Source organism: Variovorax terrae, assembly GCF_022809125.1.
In the GTDB taxonomy this organism is placed as follows: Bacteria; Pseudomonadota; Gammaproteobacteria; order Burkholderiales; family Burkholderiaceae_C; genus Variovorax_A; species Variovorax_A terrae.
This window is the reverse complement of sequence record NZ_JALGBI010000001.1, coordinates 3125251-3144629: the sequence shown is the minus strand read 5'-3', so window position 1 is coordinate 3144629 and position 19379 is coordinate 3125251. Positions and strand designations below refer to the sequence as shown.

General features: G+C 68.9%; 21 protein-coding genes. 3 read left to right on the top strand and 18 right to left on the bottom strand.

The window, feature by feature from the left end; translation table 11 throughout:
• The 16 genes from MMF98_RS14825 to MMF98_RS14750 all read right to left on the bottom strand — a co-directional run bounded on the left by MMF98_RS14825 (position 1) and on the right by MMF98_RS14750 (position 11851).
• Complete coding sequence (locus tag MMF98_RS14825; RefSeq protein ID WP_243307146.1) at positions 1-1392, bottom strand: DUF1800 domain-containing protein; 1392 nt, start codon at positions 1390-1392, stop codon at positions 1-3.
• 108 nt (positions 1393-1500) lie between these two features.
• The gene (locus MMF98_RS14820) at positions 1501-1986 is read right to left on the bottom strand and encodes a periplasmic heavy metal sensor (protein ID WP_243307145.1); all 486 of its coding nucleotides are present in this window, start codon (positions 1984-1986) and stop codon (positions 1501-1503) included.
• Entirely contained in the window at positions 1983-2426 is a 444-nt protein-coding gene (locus tag MMF98_RS14815) for a hypothetical protein (protein ID WP_243307143.1), read from the bottom strand. The genes MMF98_RS14820 and MMF98_RS14815 overlap by 4 nt, the downstream gene beginning before the upstream one ends.
• 11 nt (positions 2427-2437) lie before the next feature.
• Positions 2438-2983, bottom strand: coding sequence for an RNA polymerase sigma factor (locus MMF98_RS14810; RefSeq protein ID WP_243307142.1), 546 nt, complete (start codon positions 2981-2983; stop codon positions 2438-2440).
• A 294-nt stretch (positions 2984-3277) separates the two neighbouring features.
• A complete protein-coding gene (locus tag MMF98_RS14805) occupies positions 3278-4075 on the bottom strand; it encodes an ABC transporter ATP-binding protein (protein WP_243307140.1) in 798 nt (265 codons plus the stop codon).
• Positions 4072-4821 (bottom strand): molybdate ABC transporter substrate-binding protein, encoded by a 750-nt coding sequence (gene modA, locus MMF98_RS14800; RefSeq protein WP_243307139.1) that lies wholly within the window; start codon positions 4819-4821, stop codon positions 4072-4074. Before modA ends, MMF98_RS14805 begins: the two co-directional genes overlap by 4 nt.
• A gap of 17 nt (positions 4822-4838) precedes the next feature.
• Positions 4839-5501, bottom strand: coding sequence for a molybdate ABC transporter permease subunit (gene modB, locus MMF98_RS14795; RefSeq protein WP_243307138.1), 663 nt, complete (start codon positions 5499-5501; stop codon positions 4839-4841).
• Positions 5502-5904: 403 nt separating this feature from the next.
• On the bottom strand, positions 5905-6252 hold the full coding sequence (locus MMF98_RS14790; RefSeq protein WP_243307137.1) for a winged helix-turn-helix domain-containing protein: 348 nt from the start codon (positions 6250-6252) through the stop codon (positions 5905-5907).
• Positions 6253-6317: 65 nt separating this feature from the next.
• Positions 6318-6800, bottom strand: a complete 483-nt coding sequence (gene nikR / locus MMF98_RS14785) for a nickel-responsive transcriptional regulator NikR (RefSeq protein WP_243307136.1) — start codon at positions 6798-6800, stop codon at positions 6318-6320.
• Positions 6801-6824: 24 nt separating this feature from the next.
• Positions 6825-7487: an urease accessory protein UreG gene (gene ureG, locus MMF98_RS14780; protein WP_243307135.1), complete on the bottom strand. Its 663-nt coding sequence runs from the start codon at positions 7485-7487 to the stop codon at positions 6825-6827.
• 11 nt (positions 7488-7498) lie between these two features.
• Positions 7499-8185, bottom strand: coding sequence for an urease accessory protein UreF (locus MMF98_RS14775; RefSeq protein WP_243307134.1), 687 nt, complete (start codon positions 8183-8185; stop codon positions 7499-7501).
• 11 nt (positions 8186-8196) lie between these two features.
• Entirely contained in the window at positions 8197-8712 is a 516-nt protein-coding gene (gene ureE / locus MMF98_RS14770; protein WP_243307132.1) for an urease accessory protein UreE, read from the bottom strand.
• Between the two features lie 47 nt (positions 8713-8759).
• On the bottom strand, positions 8760-10478 hold the full coding sequence (gene ureC / locus MMF98_RS14765) for an urease subunit alpha (RefSeq protein ID WP_243307131.1): 1719 nt from the start codon (positions 10476-10478) through the stop codon (positions 8760-8762).
• Positions 10479-10480: 2 nt separating this feature from the next.
• Positions 10481-10786, bottom strand: a complete 306-nt coding sequence (locus MMF98_RS14760) for an urease subunit beta (protein WP_243307129.1) — start codon at positions 10784-10786, stop codon at positions 10481-10483.
• Positions 10787-10797: 11 nt separating this feature from the next.
• Complete coding sequence (locus MMF98_RS14755) at positions 10798-11403, bottom strand: HupE/UreJ family protein (RefSeq protein WP_243307128.1); 606 nt, start codon at positions 11401-11403, stop codon at positions 10798-10800.
• 145 nt (positions 11404-11548) lie between these two features.
• A complete protein-coding gene (locus MMF98_RS14750) occupies positions 11549-11851 on the bottom strand; it encodes an urease subunit gamma (RefSeq protein WP_243307126.1) in 303 nt (100 codons plus the stop codon).
• A gap of 107 nt (positions 11852-11958) precedes the next feature.
• Here MMF98_RS14750 and MMF98_RS14745 point away from each other — a divergent pair, with 107 nt between their 5' ends.
• Together MMF98_RS14745 and MMF98_RS14740 are read left to right on the top strand one after the other, a co-directional pair.
• Positions 11959-15672, top strand: coding sequence for a hybrid sensor histidine kinase/response regulator (locus tag MMF98_RS14745; RefSeq protein ID WP_243307124.1), 3714 nt, complete (start codon positions 11959-11961; stop codon positions 15670-15672).
• Positions 15653-16615 (top strand): response regulator transcription factor, encoded by a 963-nt coding sequence (locus MMF98_RS14740; RefSeq protein WP_243307122.1) that lies wholly within the window; start codon positions 15653-15655, stop codon positions 16613-16615. The genes MMF98_RS14745 and MMF98_RS14740 overlap by 20 nt, the downstream gene beginning before the upstream one ends.
• Positions 16616-16696: 81 nt before the next feature.
• On the opposite strand, the gene MMF98_RS14735 is transcribed toward MMF98_RS14740, so the two are convergent.
• Entirely contained in the window at positions 16697-17674 is a 978-nt protein-coding gene (locus MMF98_RS14735) for a Bug family tripartite tricarboxylate transporter substrate binding protein (protein WP_243307121.1), read from the bottom strand.
• A gap of 143 nt (positions 17675-17817) precedes the next feature.
• Between MMF98_RS14735 and MMF98_RS14730 the strand changes: the two genes are divergently transcribed.
• On the top strand, positions 17818-18060 hold the full coding sequence (locus tag MMF98_RS14730; RefSeq protein WP_243307120.1) for a hypothetical protein: 243 nt from the start codon (positions 17818-17820) through the stop codon (positions 18058-18060).
• A gap of 283 nt (positions 18061-18343) precedes the next feature.
• Here the strand turns inward: MMF98_RS14730 and MMF98_RS14725 are convergent, their stop codons facing one another.
• Positions 18344-19372, bottom strand: a complete 1029-nt coding sequence (locus MMF98_RS14725; protein ID WP_243307119.1) for a CDP-6-deoxy-delta-3,4-glucoseen reductase — start codon at positions 19370-19372, stop codon at positions 18344-18346.
• Between the last annotated feature and the right edge of the window lie 7 nt (positions 19373-19379).

Below are 19379 nucleotides of genomic sequence, written 5' to 3'. Positions count from 1 at the left end.
CTATCTCCTCAGGAATTCGGGCGAGGCGAGCAGCAGGGCCAGCGCGGTGGCGGGGCTTTCGGCGCGCGCGAGGGCGCTTGCCGTGGCCGGGCTCAGTCCGGCCGGCAGCAGTTGCGGGCCGAGCAGGCGCGCATCGACGGTGCTTGCGGCCTGGGCCGCAAAGCGCTGCGCCAGCTCGACCCGGCGCATCAGCATGTCGGGCGCCGCCCAGCTCTCGGTGATGTCGTCGTAGCCTGCCGGTGAACCGGGTCGCCACACGGGCTGGCCGAGCTGCACCAGGACGGGGGCGAGCTGCTGATCGCCCAGATCCCGCCAGCCCAGGCCGCGCAGCGAAGACAGGGTCCATTCCCAGGGTGTTTTGAACTTGGTCTGGGCCAGGCTCCAGGCCTCGGGCGCGCCGATCAAGGCCCGATAGACACTGGGCAGGTCGCCCCGGCTCTGCAGGAAGGTGCTGGCAAGACGCTCCACCAGGGCCGGGGGCGGCGCATCGCCCACGAAATGGCGCGCCAGCTTGTCGGCGATGTGCTGCGCGGTCGCAGGCGAGGCGGCAAGATCGCGCAGGATGGCCCGCGCCTGGGCTTCGCCCCGTTGTTCGTAGCGTTGCCCCAGCACGGTGCGTGGCCCGGGTTCGTGCAGCATGGGTTGAAACGCGAACGTGCCCGGCGCCCCCCCGGGAGGCAGCCCGGGCAGGCCGCCGATGCTCCAGCCGGTGAGCGCCCGCGCGAATTCGGTGACGTCGCCCTGGCTGTAGCCACTGCGCACGCCCAGGGTGTGCAGCTCCAGGATCTCGCGTGCGAGGTTCTCATTGAGGCCGCGCTGGCGCTCGGGGTTGAGGCGCGCGGCGCGCTGGGCCACCATGCTGTCGGGGCCGATCGATCGCGCCTGGTCGAGATAGAACAGCATGGCCGGATGGTGTTCGACCGCCGCGAGCATGTCCTCGAAGCGCCCGAAGATGTGGGGGCGGATGGCTTCGAGCTCGAACGTCCCGGCCAGCGCCGCGATCGGTGCCTTGTCAATGGAAACCGCGAAATGATTGGCCCAGAAGTGCACCAGTCGCTCGGCGAAGGGCGCAGGGGTGGCCAGGGCGCTCGCGACCCGGGCATTCACCGCCGAGCGGTAGCGGGCCTGCGTCTGGTTCCTCAGCTTCTGCCGCATCGCCAGTTCGTTGGTCGCGTCGGCCTGGCGCAGCGCGCGCTGGTAGTCCACATATTCGGTCACCCGCGAGGCACTGTCCGGCTGCCCGGCCCAGGCGGGCGGCAGCGGTGCATAGCGGTCGAACTGCGCGAGCAGCCAGCCCTTGGGGTCGGTGGGCAGCGATTCATCGGCGCGCACCCCGAGCCCGAATCGGTTGAGTGCGACAGCGGCGGTCTTCGTGGCGGATGAGGCGGTCATAGCGCGTCCTGTCAAGGCACCGTGCCTGCGGCACAGGTTCGCTGCGTTAAACGCCGGCCGGCTCCGAATCCGTCGCTCGTTTGCCAGAAATCCGCTGCAAACCTGTTTCTAGGGTTTGGGCTGCGCGGGAGGCAGCAGGCCCAGCGTGCTGCGCCGCGTCAGGCCGCTGACCAGTTTTTGCCGATCTTCGGGCGACAAGGTCGCCGCAAAATCGACCACACTGGTTTCCACGCGCGCACGCAAGGCCTTGTCGGCCTCGCGGGTGCGCGCCAGGGCATCCGCCACGGCGGCGCGATCGAGCTCTGGCGCCCCCAGCAGGCGAAGAACCTCTTGCCGCCCGTCGCGAGCAGCCTGCAGGGACGGGGCCGCATCGCGTCGCGCATCGCGCAGGCCGACGCGAAACGCCCGGCGCTGATCGGCGCTCAATTCGTCCGCCGCAAAACGCAGCCCGCGCGGCTGCGCCGCCATGGCGGCGGCCGTCGCCGCCCGTTCAGACGCCCACCAGCGCCAGGCTCCGCCCGCGATGCTGCACACCAGAAAGAGATTGACCACCAGTGAAACCACCAGTCCGCGCTTGAGGGCAGGCTCGTTCATTCGCCACTCCAGTCCGGGGACATCTGGCTGAAAGCCGTGCTGCGCTCCGGTAAATCCAGCGGCGTGGGGGGCGCAGCGCTGCGCAGGGCGATCGACACCGCAAACACCCCTGCCAGCGTGCCCGCCAGCCCGATGCCTGCCAGCCCGGCGCCGGGCCACCACCAGCGCAACTGTCGCCACGGTTTTTTCGGCGCAGCCAGGCCAGGCCTTGCCGCCGCCGTGGCGGAGGCCACGACACGCCGCATGAGCTGCTCATCCGGCGCGGCCACCGTGTACTGGTCGAGCCAGTCGTCGAGCAGCGCGGCTTCGGCCAGTGGCTCGCGCCATTCGGGCCGGTCCTGCAGCGCGAAGGCGCGCGCGGGGGCACGTTCGGCCTCGGGCCAACGCCGAAAGTCGGTGCCATAGGCATCCAGCAGCGCATTGAATTGTTCGGGTGTCATGACCTCTCCTTTCAATCACTCATGAGCTGCGCACGCAGGGCGCGGCGCGCGCGCGACAGCAAGCTCTCCAGCGCTTCGACGCTGATGCCCATCAGCCCCGCTGCCTCGGCGTTGGACAGCTCCTGGTAGTACTGCAGCACCAGCGCCTCGCGCTGGCGTGCAGGCAAGGCAGCCAGCGCGGCGGCCATGCGCGCGCTGCGCTGCACGGCCTGGAGTGCTTCGTCCGGCGCGGCCGCCGGATCGGCCGCTTCGTGCAGTTCGTCTTCATAGGGCTCTTCATCGCGCCGCCCGCGCAGGCGGTCGTAGCAGAGGTTGAGCACCACACGATGCAGCCAGGTGTCGAACCGGGCCTGCCCGGATTGCCACTGTGCGGCATGCTTCCAGATACGCACGAAAGCCTCCTGCGCCACCTCTTCCGCCTCGCTCCGCCGCCCCAGCAGGCGCATGGCGAGCGACAGCATGCGCGGCAGCTTGCGCGCAACCATTTCCTGCACGGCTTGCGGCTCGCTTCGGCCCACGCGCGCCAGCAGTTCCGCATCGGGATCACTGTCGATCAATGGTCACCATGACATGCATGAGATGTTCTTTCGGGAGCGACCGGCCAAGCCCCATGCCTGTTCCTACCTGGCTTGAACGAAGCAGGCTGGGGAATCCGTCGCTGCGGCATTCAAATTCCCGAGGTTTTGAGTTTTTTGTAGATTTGGGGGGAGTGTAAAGTCACCCTGGCGGATCAGGCCGGTCCACGGGGCTGGCAGGGGTGTTTGCCGACTGACGCAGGCGATCCCGGTGGATGAACTGCTCGCCCATCAAGTGTGACGATGGCAAGCTGCTGGCCGCGCAAGGCCCGGCCCTCAGGCCTCCCGCGCGCCGCCGGCTCCCAGCAGCATCCGATGCAGTTTCTGCCTGAGCGGCGACTGCTCGCGCGGTGGCGGGCTGGCCCATTCCTGGCGCGCATAGTCGCGGCTCGAGGCGTCATGCAGGTTGATTTCCTGCACAACCTGTCCCTGCCGGTACACGAAGGCCACGTCGGCCAGTTCCAGCACGTCATCGACGTCGTGGGTGATCATCAAGGCCGGGATGCCCCATGTGCTGCGCACCCGGGCCAGATCCTGGCGCAAGGCCTGGCGCAGCATCGGGTTGAGGGAGGCAAAGGGCTCATCCAGCAGCAGCACCTGCGGCTGGCATGCCAGGGCGCGGGCCAGCGCGACGCGCTGCTGCTGGCCCCCCGAAAGCGTGTGGGGGCGGCTGTCGGCCATGCTGGCGAGGCCGAAGCTGTCGAGCAGCGCCTGGACATGGTCGCGTTCCGGGGCCGATGGCCGCCGCCTGTGCCAGGACGTCAGCCCGAATGAGATGTTCTCGCGCACCGACAGGTGAGGGAACAGCGCGTAGCTCTGGAACAGGTAGCCGATGCGCCGCTGCGGCGGCGGCACATGGATGCCGGCGGCGGAGTCGTACAGCGTGCGTCCGTCAAGCCGGATATGCCCCTCGTCGGGACGCTGCAGCCCGGCGATGGCCTGCAGCGTCAGTGTCTTGCCCGAGCCCGAGGGACCATAGAGTGCGGCAAACGGAGCATCCGTGGCGAATCGCACGGCGAGGTCGAAACGCCGGTTGCGATCCGCGACGCTGAGCCGCACATCGACATCGATCATGGCTTGCCGAAGCCATAGCGCGTCAGGACCTGCTGCGCTGCATCGGTGGAGAGGAAGGCAACGAAATCCCGGGCCAGCGCCTTCTGCCGGCTGTCGTTCACCACCGCCACCGGGTAGGACACCGGGGTATGGCCGGACGGCGCCAGCACCACCTTCACCTTGTCGCTCATGATGGCGGCATCGGTGCGGTAGACGAAGCCGGCTTCGGCTTCGCCCCGGCTGACGTAGTCGAGCACCTGGCGCACGCTGTCGGCCTGCACGAACTTCGGCTCCAGCGCGGCCCACAGGTTGGCGCTGTCGAGCACCTGCTTGGTGTAGCGGCCGACGGGCACGGTGGCCGTCTTGCCGATCGCGATCTTCCGGACGGCGGGGCCGTTCAGGTCTGCCAGCGCCTTCAGGCCCGGGCCGTCCTTGGCGGGCTCGATCAAAACCAGGCTGTTGGTGGCGAAATCCTTGCGCGTCTCGACATCGATCAGCTTCTGGTCGACCCCGCGATTCATGGTTTCCTGATCGGCGCTGGCGAACACATCGACCGGAGCTCCCTGGCTGATCTGCTGCAGCAGCACGCCCGAGGCGGCGAAATTGAAGCGAACCGTGGTGCCGGGCTTGCTGGCCTCGAACTTCGGCGCCAGTTCCTTGAACGCGTCCGTCAGGCTGGCGGCGGCAGACACGGTGATCTGCTGCGCCATGGCGGCCCATGGCAGGGCCAGCGCGAGAACGAGGGACAAAAGGCGGGATCGACGCATTGCGGGGCTCCTTGGGTTCAGCGAAGTGAGAAAAACCGGTTCGACAGAACCAGCACGATGATGGACAGGACAGAGGTCACCACGACCAGCAGCAATGCCCGGTCGTCCTGCCCGGCCTGGACGGCGTCGTAGATGGCCATGGACAGGGTCTGCGTCTGTCCCGGGATGGAGCCGGCCACCATCAGCGAGGCGCCGAACTCTCCCATGGCGCGCGCATAGGCCAGCAGCGTGCCGGCCAGAATGCCGGGCCAGGCCAGCGGCAGGGTCACGCGCAGGAACACGGACAGCGGCGATTGGCGCAGGGTGCTGGCCGCCGCTTCCAACGAACGGTCAACCCCCGCGAAGGCCGCGCTGGCCGATTTCAGCACCAGGGGCAGGGCCACGACCGCCGAAGCGACCACCGCGCCATGCCAGCTGAAGATGATGGTGTAGTTCAGGTGCTCGCGCAGCCAGGCGCCCAGGGGGCTGCGGCGTCCGGCCGCGACCAGGATGCCGTAGCCCAGCACGGTGGGCGGCAGGACCAGCGGCAGCATGAAGACCGATTCCAGCACGCTGCTGCCGGGAAACCGTGTGCGCGCGAACACCCAGCCGAGCGTCACCCCCGCAATCAGGGCCAGCACGGTGGCGACGGCCGCGACTTTCAGCGAAAGAATCAGCGGGAACCAGTCCATCGAAGCCATGTCGGTATCGTAATGTCTTATTGGATATTACGATATTGTTGCATAGCATCTGCCGGCTCGAATGGAGCTCATCCGGAATCCGAAGAGCGGTCCTTGAGGGAGGCGCGTGTGCTTTCAGGGACGCTCATGGCGCTGGATGCTCTTTGTATATTGTTGAACATAGCGTGAGGGCCCACAGCTTGCCGACAGAAGCTCCAGAAGACATGGAACGCGCGATCTCGAACATGACGCCACGGTGTGCTCGGTTTCCGAGCCGGACGGAGTGGCGCCGTGTGACCGAAGTCCAGGAGTGGCGCATCGAACAGGAGACGGCTTCGGGCGACGTCCTGCGGCGGTAAGCCGGCCGCTTCATGCGGCCGGGCTGATCCTGGTCAGCCGGCGCCGTGCCCGCAGGCGATGCGCATCATGGCGCCAGCAGCCGGGTGAGGGCGGCGATGTCGGCCGCGGCGGCTACACGTGCCGTGCTTTCGATGGCGCGGTAGCGCTTGACGAGGTCCTGGCCCACGGAAGTCAGGGCCGTGCCGCCGCCATGCATGCCGCCGGTGGCGGTCTGCACCGCCGGAGCACTGAGCGCGCGGTTCATCTCGTCCACCAGTACCCAGGCTCGCCGGTACGACATCCCGAGCTGCTTGGCGGCGGCGGAAATCGAACCGGTTTCGGCGATGGCCTCGAGCAGCGCGATCTTGCCTGGACCGACGGCAATGTGGTCCTCCCGGTAGATGCGCAGGCGAAACTGCACTTTGGATTTCATCCTGCGATTGTTGCAGGGTTCACGGGCGCGGCGGAAGCGGCGCCGCTTTCAGAGCCTCACGTTGCTCAACTCAGCGGCTTCAGATGGGTGTGGCGGGTCGTCGTGGCCGGGTCGTGCGAGCGCGGATGGCGGTGGCCATGGGCATCTTCCCCCAGCGGCACCAGGTGGATGTTGCCGTGGCGCACGCCGCGCAGGGCCACCAGTTGCTCTGCGAGCGCCTGGACGGCAGCCGTGGGGCCGCGCAGCACCACGTTCTCCAGGCAATGATCGTGGTCCAGGTGGGTGTGCAGGCTGGTGATGACGAGGTCGTGGTGGTCATGCTGCAGGCTCATCACGCGGTCGGCCACGGTGTGCTCGTGGTGGTCATAGACGTAGCTCACGCAGGCCACGGCCCACTTGGCGGTCCGCGCGGCCAGCGTGGCATCGCCCAGTTGGGTGCGGATCAGGTCGCGCACGGCCTCGGAGCGGTTTTCGTAGCCCTTGGCGGCGATCAGCTCGTCGAACTGCTGTGCCAGCGCGTCGTCCAGCGAGATGGTGAAGCGTTGCATGGTGGCGGTCTTTCGTGTGGCGGCTCAGGCGGCCTGCAGCATACCCCGCGTTTCGATGAACGACACCACCTCGCTCAGCCCGGCGCGGGTCTTGAGGTTGGTCATCACATAGGGCTTGATGCCTTTGGGCGACTGCCGCATGCGCTGCGTGTCGGCCTCCATCACCGAGAGGTCGGCGCCGACGTAGGGCGCGAGATCGGTCTTGTTGATCACGAACAGGTCGCTCTTGGTGATGCCGGGGCCGCCCTTGCGCGGAATCTTCTCGCCGGCCGCCACGTCGATCACGTAGATGGTGAGGTCGCTCAGCTCCGGGCTGAAGGTGGCAGCAAGGTTGTCGCCGCCGCTTTCGACGAACACCACGTCGGCATCGGGAAAATCCGCCAGCATGCGGTCGATGGCCTCGAGATTGATCGAAGCGTCCTCGCGGATCGCGGTGTGCGGGCAGCCACCGGTTTCCACGCCCATGATGCGTTCGGCCGGCAGCGCGCCGCTCACGGTCAGCAGGCGCTGGTCTTCCTTGGTGTAGATGTCGTTGGTGATGGCCACCAGGTCGTACTTGTCGCGCATGGCCTTGCACAGCATCTCGAGCAGCGTGGTCTTGCCCGAACCGACGGGGCCGCCGATGCCCACGCGCAGCGGCGGCAGTTTCTTGGTGCGGCGGGCGGCAGGGTGCGGAGCGGAGTTCATGGCGGGGCCTTTCAGCTTCTGAACAAGCGTGAGTATTGTGTTTCATGCCGGGCCGACAACACGGCGAGCATGGGTGAAAAAGCCTGGCGCTCGCCGTCGGCCAGGGCGGCGGCGCGGGAGACGGCGGCGGGGATGTCGCGCGCCAGCCGGGCCAGGATGCGCTGGCCCGCGCTCTGGCCCAGCGGCACGGCCTTGACCGCAGCGCTCACCATGTTTTCGGCCCAGCCGAAGGCGAAGGCCAGGCAGCCGTCGTGCGCCGGCGCCTGGGTGCGCGCTGCGGCGAAGGCGAAGGCCACGGGGTAGGTGGCGGGTAGGCCGGAAAAGGCGTCGGCGGCGTCGGCGTGGTGCAGCCGCAGCCATTCGACGAAGGAGCGGCCCATCTGCTCGGCCTGAAGGCGGAACTCGGCCGATTCGCGCGTCTGTAGCACCCAGCCGTTGAGGCCGCGGATGCGTGTGAGGTCATTCGCTCGCCAGGCTTCAATGGCCTGGGCCACGATGGCGAGGTCGCCGCGCGCCAGGGTGAGCTGCAACTGGTCGGCAACCCAGTCGGACGCTGTGGCTTCCGTGCTGACGCCGGCCCATTCCACGGCGGCCTCCAGTCCCTCCGAGTAGGAGAAGCCCCCCACCGGCAGGGCCGGCGAAGCCAGCCAGATCAGCTGCAGCAGGCTCGCGGCATCGGGGCCCGTGCCTTCATTCATGAAGCGCCTGCTCAGTGGGAGTGGGGGTGGCCGCCGTGGCCATGGTCGTGCGCGTGGCCATGGCCCGCAGGCCCGGGGCCGTGCCCCGCGTCCGGCTCCTGCGCGTGCCGATGGCCCCCGTGGGAGCTGTAGGCCCCGCCCTCGGGCTCGAACGCCTCATGGCCCTCGCGCACGATCAGGTGCATGGCGCGCAGCAGGTCGGCCAGCACGTGGTCAGGCTCGATCTTCAGGTGGGTGGGAGTGAGTTCGAGCGGCACATGCCGGTTGCCCAGGTGGTAGGCCGCGCGCGCCAGATCGAAAGGCGTGCCGTGCTCGCCGCAGTGCGTGATCACCAGCACCGGCTGCGGTGCGGCCAGCACCTTGATGAGCGAACCGTCTTCGGCCACCAGCACGTCGCCGCCGCGCACGGCGGTGCCGCGCGGCAGGAACACGCCGAGCTGGCGGCCCTGCGAATCCGTGGCGTCGAAGCGGCTTTTCTGGCGCACGTCCCAGTCGAGTTCCACGGTGGACGCGCGTTTGACGAGCACGGGCGCGAGCCCGTGACCGCCTGGAATGAGTTTGGAGATTTGAAGCATCAGAACAGGAAGTATCGCTGCGCCATCGGCAGCACGGTCGCCGGCTCGCAGCTCAGCAACTGGCCGTCGGCGCGCACGCTGTAGGTCTGCGGGTCGATTTCCATCCGGGGCGTGTAGCCATTGTGGATCATGTGCTGTTTGCGCACCTGGCGCACGTTCTTTACCGTGCTGAGGGTCTTGGCCAGGCCATAGCGCTCCTTCACACCGGCCGCCAGGCCGGCCTGCGAGACGAAGGTCAGCGAGGTTTTCGCGATGGCGCCGCCGAAGGCCCCGAACATCGGCCGGTAGTGCACCGGCTGCGGCGTGGGGATGGAGGCGTTGGGGTCGCCCATGGCGGCGTAGGCGATGAAGCCGCCCTTGAGGATCAGCGCGGGCTTGATGCCGAAGAACGCGGGCTTGAAGATCACCAGGTCGGCCCATTTGCCGAGCTCGATGCTGCCCACCTCGTGGCTGATGCCGTGGGCGATGGCCGGGTTGATCGTGTACTTGGCCACGTAGCGCCTGGCGCGGAAGTTGTCGTTGCGCGCCGAGTCTTCAGGTAGCGTGCCGCGCTGCAGCTTCATCTTGTGCGCGGTCTGCCAGGTGCGGAGGATGACTTCGCCGACGCGGCCCATGGCCTGGCTGTCGGAGCTCATCATGCTGATCGCGCCCAGGTCCTGCAGGATGTCCTCGGCCGCGATGGTCTCCTTGCGGATGCGGCTCTCGGCGAAGGCCAGGTCCTCGGCAATCGCCGGATTGAGGTGGTGGCACACCATGAGCATGTCCACATGCTCGTCCAGCGTGTTCACCGTGTAGGGCATGGTGGGGTTGGTGGAGCTGGGCAGGAAGTTGGCCTCGCCCACCACGCGCAGGATGTCGGGCGCATGGCCGCCGCCCGCGCCCTCGGTGTGGAAGGCGCAGAGGCCCCGGCCCCGGGTGGCGGCGATGGTGTTCTCGACGAAGCCCGACTCGTTGAGCGTGTCGGAGTGGATCGCCACCTGGGTGTCGGTCTCGTCGGCCACGTCCAGGCAGTTGCTGATGGCCGCGGGCGTGGTGCCCCAGTCTTCATGCAGCTTCAGGCCGATCACGCCGGCGCTGATCTGCTCGTGCAGCGCGGCCGGCAGGCTGGCATTGCCCTTGCCGAGGAAGCCCAGGTTCATCGGGAAGGCGTCGGCCGCCTGCAGCATGCGCTCGATGTTCCAGGGGCCGGGCGTGCAGGTGGTGGCCAGGGTGCCGGTGGCCGGGCCCGTGCCGCCGCCGAGCATGGTGGTCACGCCCGAGCACAGCGCCTCTTCGATCTGCTGCGGGCTGATGAAGTGGACATGGCTGTCGACGCCGCCCGCGGTGACGATGTTGCCCTCGCACGAGATGATCTCCGTGCCCGGGCCGATGACGATGTCCACGCCCGGCTGCGTGTCCGGGTTGCCGGCCTTGCCGATGGCGGCGATGCGGCCGTCCTTGATACCGATGTCGGCCTTGACGATGCCCCAGTGGTCGAGGATCAGCGCATTGGTGAGCACGCAGTCCATCGCCCCTTCGGCACGCGTGTGCTGGCTCTGCGCCATGCCGTCGCGGATGGTCTTGCCGCCGCCGAACTTCACTTCCTCGCCGTAGCCGCCGGCGGCCAGGGTGTAGTCCTTCTCGACCTCGATGATCAGTTCCGTGTCGGCCAGGCGCACGCGGTCGCCCACCGTGGGGCCGAAGATTTCCGCGTAGGCGCGGCGTCCGATGGTGGCCATGGTCAAAGGGCTCCTTGAATGAGTCCGCGGAAACCATGGACGCGGCGCGCGCCCGCATAGTCCACCAGTTCCACCGTGCGCTGCTGGCCGGGCTCGAAGCGCACGGCCGTGCCGGAGGTGATGTTCAGGCGCATGCCGCGCGCGGCGCTGCGGTCGAAGTCGAGCGCGCCGTTGGTTTCGGCGAAGTGGTAGTGCGAGCCGACCTGGATCGGCCGGTCGGCGGTGTTCTTCACCACCAAAGTGAGGGTGCGCCGGCCGGGATTGAGCACGTGGTCGGCGCCGTCGGTGAGCAGTTCTCCGGGAATCATGGCCTGGCCCTTCAGATCCGTTGCGCCAGCAGGCTGAGGCCGAGCAGCGCCACGGCGGCTCCCGCCGCACGCGGCAGCCAGGCATGGGCGTGGCGCAGCACCCAGCCGGCGGCAATGCCCGTGGCATGCAGCAGCACGGTGGCGCACAGCATGCCCGCCAGCGTGGGCAGGGCCTGCGCGTTGCCTGTCAGTTCCTGGCCGTGGGCCACCCCATGAAAGACCGCAAAAACGCCCACGATGGCCGCGGCCGCCAGGGCCGGCACGCGCAGGCGCGTCACCACCAGCAGGCCGATCACCAGCAGCGAGGCCGCGATCATCGGCTCCACCGCCGGCACGTCCACGCCGGCCAGGCCCAGCGCCGCGCCGCCCAGCAGCATGGCCGCGAAGCCCAGCGGCGCCCACAGCAGGTCGGGCCAGGCGCGGCGCGCGGCCAGCGCGCTCCACAGGCCCACGGCCACCATGGCGGCCAGGTGGTCGGCGCCCGTCAGCGGGTGCAGCAGGCCGGCCAGGGCGCCGTGGTGCGCGCCGCTGTCCACACCGGTGTGGGCCAGCGCGGCGAGCGGCAGGGCGCCGACAGACGCCATCAGCGCGAAGAGAGCAGAACGGGAAGTGCGCATCAGGTTCTCCAATGAATGCGAGTGGATGTCAGCGGGCCGCCGCAGGCCGGCCCTTTCCAGAAAACGCCGTGGAACCGGCTCTGCCGGGCCACTGGCGTTGCCCCCGGCAGGGGGGAGGCGAAGCGCAGCGCAGCCTGGGGGTGTTTCATACGATCGGCTGATGCACCGTCACAAGCTTGGTGCCGTCCGGGAACGTGGCCTCGACCTGGATGTCGGGGATCATCTCGGCCACGCCGTCCATCACGTCGGCGCGGGTGAGCACGCTGCGGCCCTCGCTCATGAGCTGCGCCACGCTCTTGCCGTCGCGCGCCCCCTCCATCACGGCCGCCGAGATCAGGGCCACGGCCTCGGGGTAGTTGAGCTGGAGGCCGCGCGCGCGGCGCCGTTCGGCCAGCAGGGCGGCGGTGAAGATCAGAAGCTTGTCTTTTTCGCGGGGCGTCAGTTCCATGGGCCGCAATCGTAGGAGTCTCGATTCATTATCGAGCAATAGGCGTGCCTGGCCCCTGCGCCGGATGGCCCGGCGGCGGGCTCGCTGTGGCATGAAATCTGCACCGCATGGCTGTGAACGAGAGCGCCGCCCCCCCGATTGAGCACGACGCGCCGCAGCGCGTGGTGAAGGTGCGGCGCGACTACAACAGCTGGGTGGCCCGGGAGACCATGGAGGACTACGCGCTGCGCTTCACGCCGCAGCGCTTTCGCCGGTGGTCCGAATGGCGGGTGGCCAACACCGCGTTCGGCGCGGCCTCGTTCCTGATCCTGGAGGCCGTGGGCGCCACGCTGCTGGTGCAGTACGGCTTCATCAACGCCTTCTGGGCCATCCTGGCCACCGGCCTGATCATTTTCGCGGCGGGGCTGCCCATCAGCATCTATGCGGCGCGCTACGGCGTGGACATGGACCTGCTCACGCGCGGCGCGGGCTTCGGCTACATCGGCTCCACCGTCACCTCGCTGATCTACGCCTCGTTCACCTTCATCTTCTTCGCGCTCGAGGCGGCGGTGATGGCCTACGCGCTCGACCTCGCGCTGGGCATTCCGCCGAGCTGGGGCTACCTGATCTGCGCGCTGGTGGTGATCCCGCTCGTCACGCACGGGGTCTCCGCCATCAGCCGCCTGCAGGTGTGGACGCAGCCGCTGTGGCTGCTGATGCTGGTGGTGCCCTTCGTCTATGTCCTCGTGCGCGATCCTGGTGCCTTTGCGGGCGTGACGCACTACATCGGTGAGCGGGGCACGGAGGCCCGGTTCGATTTGCACCTGTTTGGTGCTTCCCTCACCGTGGGCATCGCGCTGATCACGCAGATGGGCGAGCAGGCCGACTACCTGCGCTTCATGCCGGCCAGGACCGGCGCGAACCGCCGCCGCTGGTGGTTCGGCGTGCTTGCGGGCGGGCCGGGCTGGGTGCTGCTGGGCGTGGTCAAGATGCTGGGCGGCGCCTTGCTGGCCTATCTCGCCATCAGCCACATGGTGCCGATCGACCGCGCGGTGGACCCGAACCAGATGTACCTGGCCGCCTACGAGTACGTGTTCCCGCGCTACGGCTGGGCGGTGGCGGCCACGGCGCTGTTCGTCGTGATCTCGCAGCTCAAGATCAACGTCACCAACGCCTATGCCGGTTCGCTGGCGTGGTCCAATTTCTTCTCGCGGCTCACGCACAGCCATCCGGGCCGCGTGGTGTGGGTGGTGTTCAACACGCTGATCGCCTTCATGCTGATGGAGATGAACGTGTTCGAGGCGCTGGACGACGTGCTCGGGCTGTACTCCAACATCGCCATCGCCTGGATCATGACGGTGGTGGCCGATCTGGTGATCAACAAGCCGCTGGGCCTGTCGCCGCCCGGCATCGAGTTCAAGCGCGCCTATCTCTACGACATCAACCCGGTGGGCGTGGGCGCGATGGCGCTGGCCTCGGGGCTGTCCGTCACGGCGCACCTGGGGCTGTTCGGCCCCACGGCCCAGGCCTTCTCGGCGCTGATCGCGCTGGGCGCGGCCTTCGCGGCAGCGCCGCTGCTGGCCTGGGCCACCAAGGGCCGCTACTACATCGCGCGCGCGCCGCTGATGCCGCTGGCGGCCGGGGCCGGCAGCCCGAGCCACGGCCTTCGGCGCTGCGTGATCTGCGAGCGCGAATACGAGGGGCCGGACATGGCGCATTGCCCGGCCTACCAGGGGCCGATCTGCTCGCTGTGCTGCACGCTCGATGCGCGCTGCGGCGACCTGTGCAAGCCGCACGCGAGCCTGTCGACGCAGTGGTCGGGCGCGCTGCGCTGGCTGCTGCCGCGGCGCATCTGGCCCTATCTCGACACCGGGCTGAGCCACTTCCTGCTGCTGATGCTGGTCGTGGTGCCGCTGCTGGCCATGGTGTTCGGCCTGCTCTACCACCAGGAGCTGCGCGCGCTGGGCGACACGCTGGTGTCCGACACCCCGGACGGCTCGCTGCGCTCGGGTTTCCTCAAGGCCTACATGGCGCTGCTGGTGATCGCCGGCATCGTGGCCTGGTGGCTGGTGCTGGCCCACAAGAGCCGCCAGGTGGCGCAGGAGGAGTCGAACCGCCAGACCCACCTGCTGGTGCGCGAGATCGAGTCGCACCGCCAGACCGACGAGGCGCTGCAGCAGGCCAAGCTGCTGGCGGAGCAGGCCATGCGCGCGGCCGAGCACGCCAACCAGGCCAAGAGCCGCTACATCAGCGCCATCAGCCACGAGCTGCGCACACCGCTCAACAGCATCCTCGGCTATGCCCAGCTCATGGGCGAGGATGCCGCGGTGCCGCCGCATCGGCGCCAGGCGGTCACCGTCATCAAGCGTGGCGGCGAGCACCTGCTGTCCTTGATCGAGGGCACGCTGGACATCGCGCGCATCGAGTCCGGCAAGCTCACGCTCAACGTCAGGCCCATGTACTTTGCCGACTGCGTGCAGGAGATCGCCGGCATGTTCGAGCTGCAGGCGGCCGAGAAAGGGCTGGCCTTCCGCTTCGAGGCCGGGAGCGCGCTGCCCGAGCGGGTGCGCGCCGACGAGAAGCGGGTGCGCCAGATCCTGATCAACCTGCTGGGCAATGCCATCAAGTTCACCGCGCGCGGGCAGGTCGTGTTCCGGCTGCGCCATGCGCGCGAGATGGCCACCATCGAGATCGAGGACACCGGCCCGGGCCTGGCGGCGCAGGAGATCGAGACCATCTTCGAGCCGTTCGCGCGCGGCGCCAGCGCCAGCCAGGGCGCACCCGGCGCCGGGCTGGGGCTGACCATGGCCAAGATGCTGACCGACCTGATGGGCGGCGAGCTGACCGTGGCCAGCACGCCGGGCGCGGGCTCGGTGTTCCGCATCAAGCTGTTCCTGCCCGAGGTGAGCGGCGCGGCCGCCGAGCCGGCGCGGCCAGCGCCGGCGCGTGCGCGCCACGGCTACGCGGGGCCGCGCCGCAAGGTGCTGGTGGTGGACAACGAGGAGGCCGACCGCGAGCTGCTGGTGACGCTGCTGGAGCCGCTGGGCTTCGAGCTGCGCACCGCTGCCAGCGGCCACGACTGCCTGGACCTGCTGGCCGCCGGCTACCGGCCGGACGTGATCTTCATGGACCTGGCCATGCCTGGCATCGACGGCTGGGAGACTTTGCGGCGTTTGCGCCAGCTGGAGCAAACCCTCTCCGCCGCCGGGCCGCCCCAAGGCGGAGAAGCTCCCTCGGGGGGCAGCGCACTACACGCAGTGAGAAGCGTGGGGGCCCTCTCCGCCGCCGGGCCGCCCCAAGGCGGAGAAGCCCCCTCGGGGGGCAGCGTACTACACGCAGTGAGAAGCGTGGGGGCCCTCTCCGCCGCCGGGCCGCCCCAAGGCGGAGAAGCCCCCTCGGGGGGCAGCGCACGACACGCAGTGAGAAGCGTGGGGGCCCATGTGGCCATCGTCTCCGCCAACGCCTTCGACAAGGGGCTGGACAACGACGCGGGCATCCGCGCCGAGGACTTCATCCTCAAGCCGGTGCGCCACAGCGAGCTGCTCGACTGGCTGGAGCGCCGCCTGGCCCTGGCCTGGCTCGACGAGGCACCGCCGCCGTCAGTGGCCGCCGCGCCACCGGCGGCGCGCGCGTACCCGGCGCCGGCGCGCATCGCGGCGTTGCAGGAGGTGATCCATCTCGGGTTCTACCGCGGCATCGTGAACCAGCTCGACGAGATCGAGCGCATGCAGCCCGAGTGCGCCGAGTTCGCCGCCGCCATGCGCGAGCTGGCGCGGCAGTTCCAGTTCGATGCCATGAGCCAACAGTTGCAGCAGGCCCGCCATGACGCCCACGCCCCTTGACCACACGCTCGACCGCGCCAACAGCGACGTGGTGCTGATCGTGGACGACGTGCCCGACAACCTCGCGGTGCTGCACGACGCGCTCGATGAGTCGGGCTACACGGTGCTGGTGGCCACCGGCGGCGAGGCCGCGCTGCAGCGCGCCGCGCAGGCGCTGCCCGACATCGTGCTGCTGGACGCCATGATGCCGGGCATCGACGGCTTCGAGGTGGCCAAGCGCCTGAAAGCCGCGCCGCAGACCGCGCACATTCCCATCATCTTCATGACCGGGCTGACCGAGACCGAGCACCTGGTGGCGGCGCTGGAGGCCGGCGGTGTGGACTACGTGACCAAGCCGATCAAGCCCAAGGAGGTGCTGGCGCGCATGGGCGTGCACATGCAGGGCGCGCGCGAGCGGCGCCAGGCGCGCAACGCGCTCGACGCCTTCGGCTACGCCAGCATCACCGTGCGCGCGGGCGACGGCCGGCTGATGTGGCAGACGCCGCTGGCGCGCGAGCTGCTGCTGCGCTACTACGGCACCAGCGCGCCGCAGACGCCGCCGCCGGTGATCGACTGGCTGCGCCGCCACCTGCGCGAGGCCGAGCAGCAGATCGAGCCGCCGCGTCTGTCGGTCGAGCAGGGGCCGCGGCGATTGACGTTCCGCCTGCACCAGCAGACCGGCGACGACGACTGGCTGATCGTGATGCGCGAGGTGTCGGATGCCGCGGTGATCGAGGCCATGAGCCTGTCGTTCAGGCTCACGGCGCGCGAGGCCGAGGTGCTGTACTGGGTGGTCAAGGGCAAGATCAACCGCGACATCGGCGACATCCTGGGCACTTCGCCGATGACGGTGAAGAAGCACCTGGAGCGCGTGTTCGCCAAGCTCGGCGTGGAAACGCGCACCGCCGCCGCCGGCATGGCGATGAACCGCATCCGGCAGTTGCACCCGCAGTTCGAGGGCTGAGGGCGGGCGTTTTGGGTGCTATCGGATTGATAGCATCAAATGACCGCCCCACCTGGACATCAGGCCAAAATGGCCTGAAATTCAGTCGACCTTGGCGCCCGAGGCCTTGACCACCTGCCCGTACTTGGCCAGCTCGCTCTTCATGAACGCGCCGAACTCCTCGGGCGTGTTGGCCACCGGCTCGGCCAGCAGGTTGGCGAAGCGGGTCCGGGTTTCCGGCGCGTTGAGCGCGGCGACGAAGGCGTGGTTGAGCTTCGCCACCACGTCCTTCGGCGTGGCGGCCGGCGCCACCAGGCCCCACCAGGTGTCGATGGAAAAGCCCTTGAGCACGTCGGCCACGGGCGGCGCCTCCGGCAGCGCCGGCGAGCGCTGCAGCGTGGTCACGGCCAGCGCCTTGAGCTTGCCCGAGCGGATGTTGGGCGCGGCGGTGGCGAGGTTGTCGAAGTTGAAGTCGACCTGGCCGCTCAGCAGCGCGAGCTGCGCCGGGCTGCCGCCGTTGTAGGGGATGTGCACCGCGAAGATGCCGGCCTGGGCCTTGAACATCTCGCCGGCCAGGTGGCCCGCGCTGCCGTTGCCGCCGCTGCCGTAGTTGAGCTGCGCGGGGTGGGCCTTGGCGTAGGCGATCAGGTCCTTCAGCGTGTTGATCTTCAGGCGCTGGGCCGTCTCGGCGTTCATCACCAGCACGTTGGGCACGCGCACCATCTGCGTGATGGGGGCGAAGTCGCGCGCCGCGTCGTACGGCATCTTGCTGTAGAGCCAGGGGTTCACCGCGTGTGTGGCGGTGGCGGCGATGCCGATGGTCAGGCCGTCGGGCGCGGCCTTGGCGATCGCATCAGCGCCGATGTTGCCGCCCGCGCCGGCGCGGTTCTCGATGATGACGGGCCCGAGCGTGTCTTTCACCCGCTCGGCCAGCACACGCGCCGTCACGTCGATCGGGCCGCCCGGTGCATAGGGCACGACCAGGCGGATGACCTTGTTGGCCTGGGCCCGGGCCGGCAGCGCGGACGAGAGCGCCAGCGGCGCGGCCATCGAGGAGAGAAGAAGGGTTCTGCGTTTCATGGGGAGTCCTGAGGGTATCGGCCAATATTACCGTGACAAGCGCTTACAACCATTTGCTTAAGCGCTGTGATGCGGCGCCGGGGCCTTGGGCGTTGCAGGTGCATGGAGGCCGTCTCCATCGCTTCACCCTCAAGGAGTTCACCATGAAGTTTCAGTCCCTGCTCGTTGCCCTGACCCTCGCTGCCGGCGGCGCCGCTTTCGCCCAGGCCCCGGCGGCTGCGCCAGCCACCCCGGCCGCGCCCGCTGCGGCTGCGGCACCCGCCGCCCCGGCCCCGGAGGCTAAGCCGATGGCCAAGACCGGGAAGAAGCATCACCACCACAAGAAGCATCACGCGGCCAAGCAGGCCGCCGAAGCCAAGACCGAAGCCGCGCCGGCGGCCAAGTGAGCGCGTCCCGGGCCGGCGCCGGCCCAGGAAAAACGCCCGTGGTCCCAGGACCACGGGCGTTTTTTTGCCGTATCAGTTATGCGCTACGCGCCACCCGCGACGCCTGAAAACCGCGCGGCCCAGGCCAGGGCCACCGCGGAGCCGGCTTTGCCGGTCCGCTGGTGGCGCCCCCTTGAGGGGGCTGAGAGGCCGCGGCTCCAGACCTGCCTGCGCAGGTCTGGACGGCCTCGAAGAGCCATGGCCTCTGGCCATAGCACCACGCCGTAGGCGCTTCGGGGGGGCGTCAGTTACCGTGCTTGTCCTGCTCGGAGGTGAACGAGTCGGCGTAGAACTCCTCGGCGGGCAGCCCGCCTTGCGCAGAGTACTCGGCGCGCGCGGAGTCCACCACGATCGGGGCGCCGCAGGCATAGACCTGGTGGCCCGAGAGGTCGGGGAAATCTTCCAGCACCGCCTTGTGCACGAAGCCCGTGCGGCCGGTCCAGTTGTCCTCGGGCAGGGCGTTGGAGATCACCGGTACGTAGGTCAGGTGGGGCATGTCGGCCAGCCGGGCCTGGACCCAGTCGTCCATGTACAGGTCTTCCGGCCGGCGGCCGCCCCAGTACAGCGTGACGGGGCGGGTGATGCCCTTGTGCTGCAGGTGCTCGATCAGTGCCTTGATCGGTGCGAAGCCCGTGCCCGAGGCCAGCAGCACCATGGGCTTGTCGGAGTCCTCGCGCAGGAAGAAGCTGCCGTAGGGGCCTTCGACGCGCAGGATTTCCTTCTCCTTCATCACGCCGAACACATGGTCGGTGAACTTGCCGCCGGGCATGTGGCGGATGTGCAGCTCCACGCCGGGGCCGTTGTGCGGCGCGTTGGCCATCGAGTAGCTGCGCCGCGCGCCGTCGCGCAGGATGAACTCCACGTACTGGCCGGCGTGGTAGCGCAGGGTGTCGTTGGCCGGCAGCTGCAGCTTGAGCACGATCACGTCGTGCGACTTCTTCTCCAGCGAGGTCACGCGCGAAGGCATCTTCTTGACCGGGAAGGCGCTCTCGTCGGTGACCTGGCGCGATTCCAGCACCACGTCGGACAGCGGCACCGCGCTGCAGGTCAGGATGAAGCCGGCGGCCTCTTCCTCGGGGCTCAGCGCCTTGCTCTGGTGCGGGCCGAGGGCCACCGTGCCTTCGAGCTTCCTGCATTTGCACGAGCCGCAGGCACCGTCCTTGCAGCCGTAGGGCAGGCCGATGCCCTGGCGGATGGCGGCGGCCAGGATCGCCTCGTCGGGCGCGGCGGTGAAAGCGCGGCCACTGGGCTGCACGGTGATGTTGAAGCTCATCTTTTCT

Coding starts and splice junctions, on each gene's coding strand:
- MMF98_RS14825 (WP_243307146.1), bottom strand. CDS start 1,392: ATGACCGCCTCATCCGCCACGAAGACCGCCGCTGTCGCACTCAACCGA.
- MMF98_RS14820 (WP_243307145.1), bottom strand. CDS start 1,986: ATGAACGAGCCTGCCCTCAAGCGCGGACTGGTGGTTTCACTGGTGGTC.
- MMF98_RS14815 (WP_243307143.1), bottom strand. CDS start 2,426: ATGACACCCGAACAATTCAATGCGCTGCTGGATGCCTATGGCACCGAC.
- MMF98_RS14805 (WP_243307140.1), bottom strand. CDS start 4,075: ATGATCGATGTCGATGTGCGGCTCAGCGTCGCGGATCGCAACCGGCGT.
- modA (WP_243307139.1), bottom strand. CDS start 4,821: ATGCGTCGATCCCGCCTTTTGTCCCTCGTTCTCGCGCTGGCCCTGCCA.
- modB (WP_243307138.1), bottom strand. CDS start 5,501: ATGGCTTCGATGGACTGGTTCCCGCTGATTCTTTCGCTGAAAGTCGCG.
- MMF98_RS14790 (WP_243307137.1), bottom strand. CDS start 6,252: ATGAAATCCAAAGTGCAGTTTCGCCTGCGCATCTACCGGGAGGACCAC.
- nikR (WP_243307136.1), bottom strand. CDS start 6,800: ATGCAACGCTTCACCATCTCGCTGGACGACGCGCTGGCACAGCAGTTC.
- ureG (WP_243307135.1), bottom strand. CDS start 7,487: ATGAACTCCGCTCCGCACCCTGCCGCCCGCCGCACCAAGAAACTGCCG.
- MMF98_RS14775 (WP_243307134.1), bottom strand. CDS start 8,185: ATGAATGAAGGCACGGGCCCCGATGCCGCGAGCCTGCTGCAGCTGATC.
- ureC (WP_243307131.1), bottom strand. CDS start 10,478: ATGGCCACCATCGGACGCCGCGCCTACGCGGAAATCTTCGGCCCCACG.
- MMF98_RS14760 (WP_243307129.1), bottom strand. CDS start 10,786: ATGATTCCCGGAGAACTGCTCACCGACGGCGCCGACCACGTGCTCAAT.
- MMF98_RS14755 (WP_243307128.1), bottom strand. CDS start 11,403: ATGCGCACTTCCCGTTCTGCTCTCTTCGCGCTGATGGCGTCTGTCGGC.
- MMF98_RS14750 (WP_243307126.1), bottom strand. CDS start 11,851: ATGGAACTGACGCCCCGCGAAAAAGACAAGCTTCTGATCTTCACCGCC.
- MMF98_RS14745 (WP_243307124.1), top strand. CDS start 11,959: ATGGCTGTGAACGAGAGCGCCGCCCCCCCGATTGAGCACGACGCGCCG.
- MMF98_RS14740 (WP_243307122.1), top strand. CDS start 15,653: ATGACGCCCACGCCCCTTGACCACACGCTCGACCGCGCCAACAGCGAC.
- MMF98_RS14735 (WP_243307121.1), bottom strand. CDS start 17,674: ATGAAACGCAGAACCCTTCTTCTCTCCTCGATGGCCGCGCCGCTGGCG.
- MMF98_RS14730 (WP_243307120.1), top strand. CDS start 17,818: ATGAAGTTTCAGTCCCTGCTCGTTGCCCTGACCCTCGCTGCCGGCGGC.
- MMF98_RS14725 (WP_243307119.1), bottom strand. CDS start 19,372: ATGAGCTTCAACATCACCGTGCAGCCCAGTGGCCGCGCTTTCACCGCC.